At 72.7% G+C, this 5,958-nt stretch carries 3 protein-coding genes and 1 riboswitch; all 3 genes read left to right on the top strand.

From position 1 onward, the window contains the following. On the top strand, positions 1 to 818 hold an 818-nt coding region (locus WMI84_RS16350; protein WP_347354838.1), incomplete at its 5' end, for a hypothetical protein. Next, positions 815 to 1,486, top strand: coding sequence for a response regulator transcription factor (locus tag WMI84_RS16355; protein WP_347354839.1), 672 nt, complete (start codon positions 815 to 817; stop codon positions 1,484 to 1,486). The genes WMI84_RS16350 and WMI84_RS16355, both read left to right, overlap by 4 nt. A 150-nt stretch (positions 1,487 to 1,636) precedes the next feature. Beyond that, complete coding sequence (locus WMI84_RS16360) at positions 1,637 to 5,452, top strand: hypothetical protein (RefSeq protein ID WP_347354840.1); 3,816 nt, start codon at positions 1,637 to 1,639, stop codon at positions 5,450 to 5,452. 402 nt (positions 5,453 to 5,854) lie between these two features. Continuing rightward, a riboswitch (guanidine-III (ykkC-III) riboswitch) is annotated at positions 5,855 to 5,919 on the top strand. Positions 5,920 to 5,958 lie beyond the last annotated feature (39 nt).

The raw sequence follows: 5,958 nt of genomic DNA on the forward strand, positions 1-5,958 counted from the left end.
TCGGGACCGGCACGACGGTGCCGGTGCGGCATACCGGCACCGACGTCGGCGAGATAGCGGTGGCGGACGCCGAGGTGGCCGACGGCCTCTCGCCCCGGGACCGCCGGCTGCTCGAGGACCTGGCCCGCCCGGCGGGAGCGGCGCTGTCCACCGTCCGGCTCACCGTCGACCTGCGTCGGCGCAGGGCCGAGCTGGAACGGCTCACCGCCGCGCTGCAGGCCTCCCGGCAGCGGCTGCTCCGGGCCAGATCCCTGGAACAGCACCGGATGCGTGCTGAGGTGGCGGCCCGGGTCGGCCCGCACCTGTCCGCTGCTCTCGCGGCGGTGGGGACGCAGGGGCAGGCACCCCCGGACGGACTCGCCCTCGAGGCTGCGGCGGTGGCGGCCGGGCAGGCCCTCGACGAGCTGCGCAGCATAGCCAGGGGCGTCTTCCCGCCGACCCTGGCCGAGGTCGGACTGGCGGCGTCGGTGGAGTCCTGGCTGATCCGGGCGCACGTGGACGCCACGCTCGAGGTGCCCGACGAGCTGCCGACCCTGCACGCGTGCCCCGACGTGGAGGCCTGCCTGTACTTCTGCACGGTCAGCTCCCTGGCCCGGCTGGCCGGCCGGGGGGCGCGCGGGATCCAGGTCGCCGTGGCCGACGGGCCGGTGTCGAGCCTGCGCATCCGGGCCAGTCTGGCCGAGGGGTCCGCCACGGAGGTCGTGGAGTCGGTCAGCGACCGCATCGAGGCCTTCGGCGGGACGGTCCACAGCGCGGTCGACACCCACCGGCTCACCCTGACGGCGCAGGTCCCGGTCCCGGCGGGCGAGCCGGCATGACCCCGCTCAGGCTGGTCTTCGCGGAGGACAACTTCCTGGTCCGCGAGGGGGTGCGCCGGCTGTTGGCGGCATCCGAGACGCTGCAGGTCGTGGCGGTCTGCGACGGGCTGGACCAGGCCCTCGAGGCGATCGCCGAGCAGGTGCCCGACGTGGTGCTCACCGACATCCGGATGCCGCCGACGCACAGCGACGAGGGGATCCGCATCGCCGAGCACTGCCGTCGCGCCTACCCCTCGATGGGCGTGCTGCTGCTCAGCCAGTACGCCGAGGCCGGCTACGTCAAGGTCCTGCTGCGGCACGGGACCGACCGGCGTGGCTACCTGCTCAAGGAGCGGGTGGCCTCGGTCGGCGAGCTCACCTCCGCGATCGAGGCGGTCGCGACGGGCGGCACCGCCATCGACCCGAAGGTCGTGGAGGTCCTCGTGCAGGTGCGCGCCCGGGCCGGCGACGCGAAGCTGGACCGGCTGACCCCACGCGAGCGTGAGGTGCTCGCCGGCATCGCCCAGGGGCGCACCAACGCCGGCGTGGCCGCCGAGCTGTTCCTGAGCCAGCACGCCGTCGAGAAGCACATCAACTCGATCTTCGGCAAGCTCGGCCTCACGGGAGACCCGCGACATCACCCCCGGGTGCGTGCGGCGCTGATGTTCCTCGCCGAGGGCGGACGCTGACCCGGCGCACCGGAGCGCCGTGCCGTCGGGGGTGCCGGCACCCCCACGGCAAGAGGCGTGCCGGCACCATCGGATCGCGGCCCGCGCCGGCCGATCGTGGTTGCTACGAGCCCAGCCACCTCGGGCCGGGCGCAACCGAAGGGAACCACCATGACCACCACCATCGTCGAGGCCGCGACGCGCGAGCCGGGCACGAACACCGAGTCGTCCGCGGCAGCCACGGACCAGAGCTACACGCTGCCCGGCATCAGCTGGCTCACGCTGCAGCTGCAGGACGACGAGGGCACCCTGACCGTCGGTCCGTGCACCGTCGCCGTCCACCTGACCAAGCCGTCGCAGGGCACGGTCGCCCATGTCGAGGCGGACCTGAGCGGGGTCACCCTCGCCGGGCTGTCGGCCGCGGCCAGAGCCGCGGGGTCGGGCGACCCGCTCGCGTCCCTGCCACCTGCCCTGGCCCAGGCCGTCTCCGCCGTCTCGGTCGCCGCCGTCGGAGTCGACTTCGACCTGGCGGCCCGCCGGCTCGTCGGGTTCGACCTCACGGTCAGCGCCGTGCCGTCCTGGCCGCTGGTGCCGGGGCACGTCGAGCTCACCGACCTGGCGGTGACCCTCACGGCCGGCCACAGCGCCGACGCGAGCACGTTCGAGGTGACCGCCGTCGCCGGGCTGTCCGGCACACCGGTCACCCTCACCGTCACCCACGAACCGGGCAGCTACCGGGTCTCCTTGTCCGCCGGGGACCGGCGGCTCGGCGCGACGACCATCGCGGCCTTCGTCGGGGACGACCTGTCCGCCCACCTCCCGGCCCAGCTGTCCGACCTCGCGGCCGTCGGGCTGAGCGACGCCGCGGTCGTCCTAACCGCCGACGGCCTCGACTCGGTCGAGGCGTCCCTGGCCACCGGCAGCCCGATCCCGCTGCCCGACCCGCTGGACGTGACGCTGCAGGACATCACGGTCCACGTCACGGTCGAGCACCCGACCGACCCCGCGACCCGGACCGTCGCCCTCGACATCGCGGGCACCGCCACCTTCGCCGGGGTCGCCGTGGTCGTGCGGATCGAGCGGGACCCGGCCGGCGGCGCCTGGTCGCTGCACGCCGGTCTCGCGTCCGGGGCGAGCCTGACCGCGTCGGCCGTGGCCACCGCATACGGCCTGACCGTGGCCGCGGACCTGCCCGAGCTCACCCTGACCGACCTCATCCTGGACGCCCGGCTGGACGGGTCGACGGTCACCCTCGAGGCCGCTTCGCCGACCGAGTGGACCGTGCCGGTGGGGCCGGACGGGATCGGGGTCGGCCAGCTCCGCGTGTCCTTCGAGCACCACTCCGGTGCCGAGGGCAAGGGCACGACCGGATCGGTCAGCGGGGTGATCCACCTGGCCGGGATCGAGATCCCCGTCAGGTATGCCGTGCCGGGAGGGCTGAGCCTGCACGCGAGCATCGCGAAGCTCGCACCGTTCGCGCTGATCCAGGACGTCGTCGGCAGCACGCCGCTCACCGCCCTGACGCTGCCTCCCGAGCTGACCGCGCTGACCCTGACCGACGTCGTGCTCACGGTCGACGCCGAGCACTCCGAGCTGTCCCTCGCCGCCTCCGGGCCGGGCTTCCGGCGCGTCCAGGGGATCGTGCGCAAGGGCACCACCTGGGGGTTCGCGGTCGGCATCGAGCTCGACGACGACTACCGCTTCTCCTCGCTGTCCCCGGCCCTGGGCGGCCTGGACGCGGTGCACCTGCCCGACGCGCTGATCGTCATCGCCTCCTTCGACGACGCCGAGTTCACCTTCGACGAGCTGCAGCCCGACGCCGGCAAGGGGGTCAGCAAGGGCGCGGTCATCGACGGTCGGCTGGACCTGTCGGGCCTGGGCGCGGACAAGTTCCTCGGCGAGGCCCACCTGGACGTCAAGGCGCAGATCGGCCCCTCGCTGGCCGACCTGCAGCTCGAGGCCGGTGTCGGCGACATCAGGATCACCGACGGGGTGGTGCTCGAGAACGCCGAGCTCGCGCTGCACCCGGACCCGGAGAACATCTCCCTGACGGTGTCCGGTGCGGTCGAGGTCACCGTCGACGCCAGCCCGCTGGAGTTCGTCGGCGGGGTGACGGTGGTGCCCAACGGCATCTCCTTCTTCGCCACGATGAAGGGCACCTGGCAGGACCCCTTCGGCGCCAAGGGGATCGCCCTGAGCGACGTCTCGCTGCAGATCGGGTCGGACTTCGAGGGCATCCCGTCGATCGGCATCGCCGGCGGGCTGACCATCGGGGCGTTCCAGGGCAGCGCGGCGGTCTCCTTCAACTCCCAGCTGCCGACCCAGAGCGTGCTCATCGTGGCGTTCAACCACCTGTCGCTGATGGACCTGGTCGACACGTTCACCCCGCCCGAGGTCCGGGCCGCCATCCCCGCCGACATCAGCGGCACCCTCACCGGCATCTCCCTGGAGGACGTCGACCTGTACGTCGTACCGCAGGACACCACCATCGGGGCCCTCAGCTACAAGCAGGGACTGCGAGTCGCCGGCAAGCTGCACGTCGCCGGGCTCACGGCCCGGGCCGACGTGGAGATCGACCAGCAGGACGGGATCACGGCCAGCGGGTCGCTCAGCCCGGTCGTCATCGGTGACGTGTTCTCGCTCACCGGGACCGACCGTGCCAAGGGTCCGGACCTGAACCTGGCGGTCACGACCTCCGCGGTGCCGAAGGTCGACCTCGACGGCCTGGTGGACCTGCTCGGCCTCTCGGCCGGCGCCTCGGTGGCGCTGTCCGACTCCGGCTTCGCCTTCGCCTGTGAGGGGAACGTGTTCGGGCTCTTCAGCGCCAAGGTCAGCGCCAAGGGCGGCAACCTGCAGTCCGGGCCGGGCTTCATGGTCCACGCGGACCTGCAGCAGGACTTCCTGTCCGACCTGGCCCGTCGCGCGGCCACCGTCCTGCAGCAGGCCGGCGCGGACGCCCAGGCCCAGATCGCGGCAGCCCAGCACGACGTGGACGCTGCCCAGTCGGAGGTCACCCGGTTCACCGCCTCGGTGCAGGCCGCCGAGGCCGACCTGGCCAAGGTCCAGAACGACGCTCAGGCGCAGCTCCGGGCGCTCTCGGCGAAGGTGGCCCAGGCCCAGCAGGCCCTGCAGGCCCTCGACACCCAGATCGACGCGACCCGGGCCCAGATCCAGGCCGAGCGTGACGCCGCAGCCGCTCACCTGCGCGACCTGCAGCAGCAGCTGTCGGCGGCGCAGGGCGTGGTCAGTTCGCTGAACGCCCAGATCGCCGGCGCCCAGGCCCAGATCGACCAGCTCAACAGGGACATCGCCTGGTGGCAGAACTGGTACGACAACCTCTCCCTGCTCGAGAAGGCAACCGGTTGGGCCAAGCTCGGCGCGGAGGTCGGCTGGCGGCGCGCCCAGATCCTCGCACTCGAAGGGTCGATCCAGGAACTGCGGCTCTCGCTGGGCACCGCCGACGCCGCACTGCAGGTCGCCCAGCAGGCGGTCGACGCGGCGCGGGCCGCGGCGGCGAACTACCCGATCGACCAGGACCCCCGTCTGGTCGCCCTGCGCGGCAGCCAGGCCACCGCCCAGCAGGTGCTGCAGGCCGCCCAGGCCGCCCTCGGCACCGCCCAGCAGGCCGCCGCCACCGCGGCTGCGGCAGCCGCCCAGACCCTGGCCGGGCTGCGGCAACAGCTCAGCGCTGCCGGCATGGTGCTGCAGACCGCGACCGCCGCGCTGACGCAGCTGGAGCAGGCCATCGGCGAGGTGGCCGCAGTGAGCGCCTACATCTCGGCCCACGGCCTGGCCGGCCTGATCGACGTGGAGTCGGCCTCGTTCGACGGGACCCTGCAGGCCACTTCGGGCGGTTCGGTCACCCTCGACGCCGACGTCGTCTTCCAGGGGAGGCGGGAGCAGGCGCACGTCGCGTACGACTTCCGTGACCTCGCGACCGGCGCGCGGAACCTGGCCAAGCAGGTGCTTCCCACCCTGCCCGTCTGACCGCTGGAGGGCGACCGGGACGGCTCGGGACGCTCCGGAGGTCTGGCACGGGTAAGAGGACGCCTGACGCAGGTAAGAACTTGTTCAAGACTTGGTAATTTCGGTCGACGCGCGGGCTTTCGGCGGCGAAGATCGTCATGACATCAAGGAAGTGCGAACCTCCCACCCTCCCCGCCGGTCTCTCAGAGGCCCCTTGACCGTCAGCGCAGAAACGGTCTCCCCCCCGACCGTGCGCTCAACAGGCGAGGGACGCGATGTTTTCCCCCCTCATCGCGTCCCTCGCCTCTCTCATTCTGTCCCAGGCAACGCGGTTTGGGATGGAGTCCGCCGAATCCGGGACCCGGCATCCCGCGAGAGCCGGACCTCCGCGGCGGACCGGCCGGCTCGTGTGGGACCGTGAGGGCAGAGGCAGAAGCCGCCTCCCGGACGAGGGGTGCCGTACCCGGTCAGCGACAAGACGGCCCGGGAGAGTTGCGTGTACCACTGGCTCGTGTTGGTCCTGTCCG

The organism is Intrasporangium sp., assembly GCF_039812505.1.
Taxonomy (GTDB): Bacteria; Actinomycetota; Actinomycetes; order Actinomycetales; family Dermatophilaceae; genus Intrasporangium_A.

What these genes read in the sequence shown, in the direction of transcription:
- WMI84_RS16355 (WP_347354839.1), top strand. Translation starts at nt 815, where the DNA reads ATGACCCCGCTCAGGCTGGTCTTCGCGGAGGACAACTTCCTGGTCCGC.
- WMI84_RS16360 (WP_347354840.1), top strand. Translation starts at nt 1,637, where the DNA reads ATGACCACCACCATCGTCGAGGCCGCGACGCGCGAGCCGGGCACGAAC.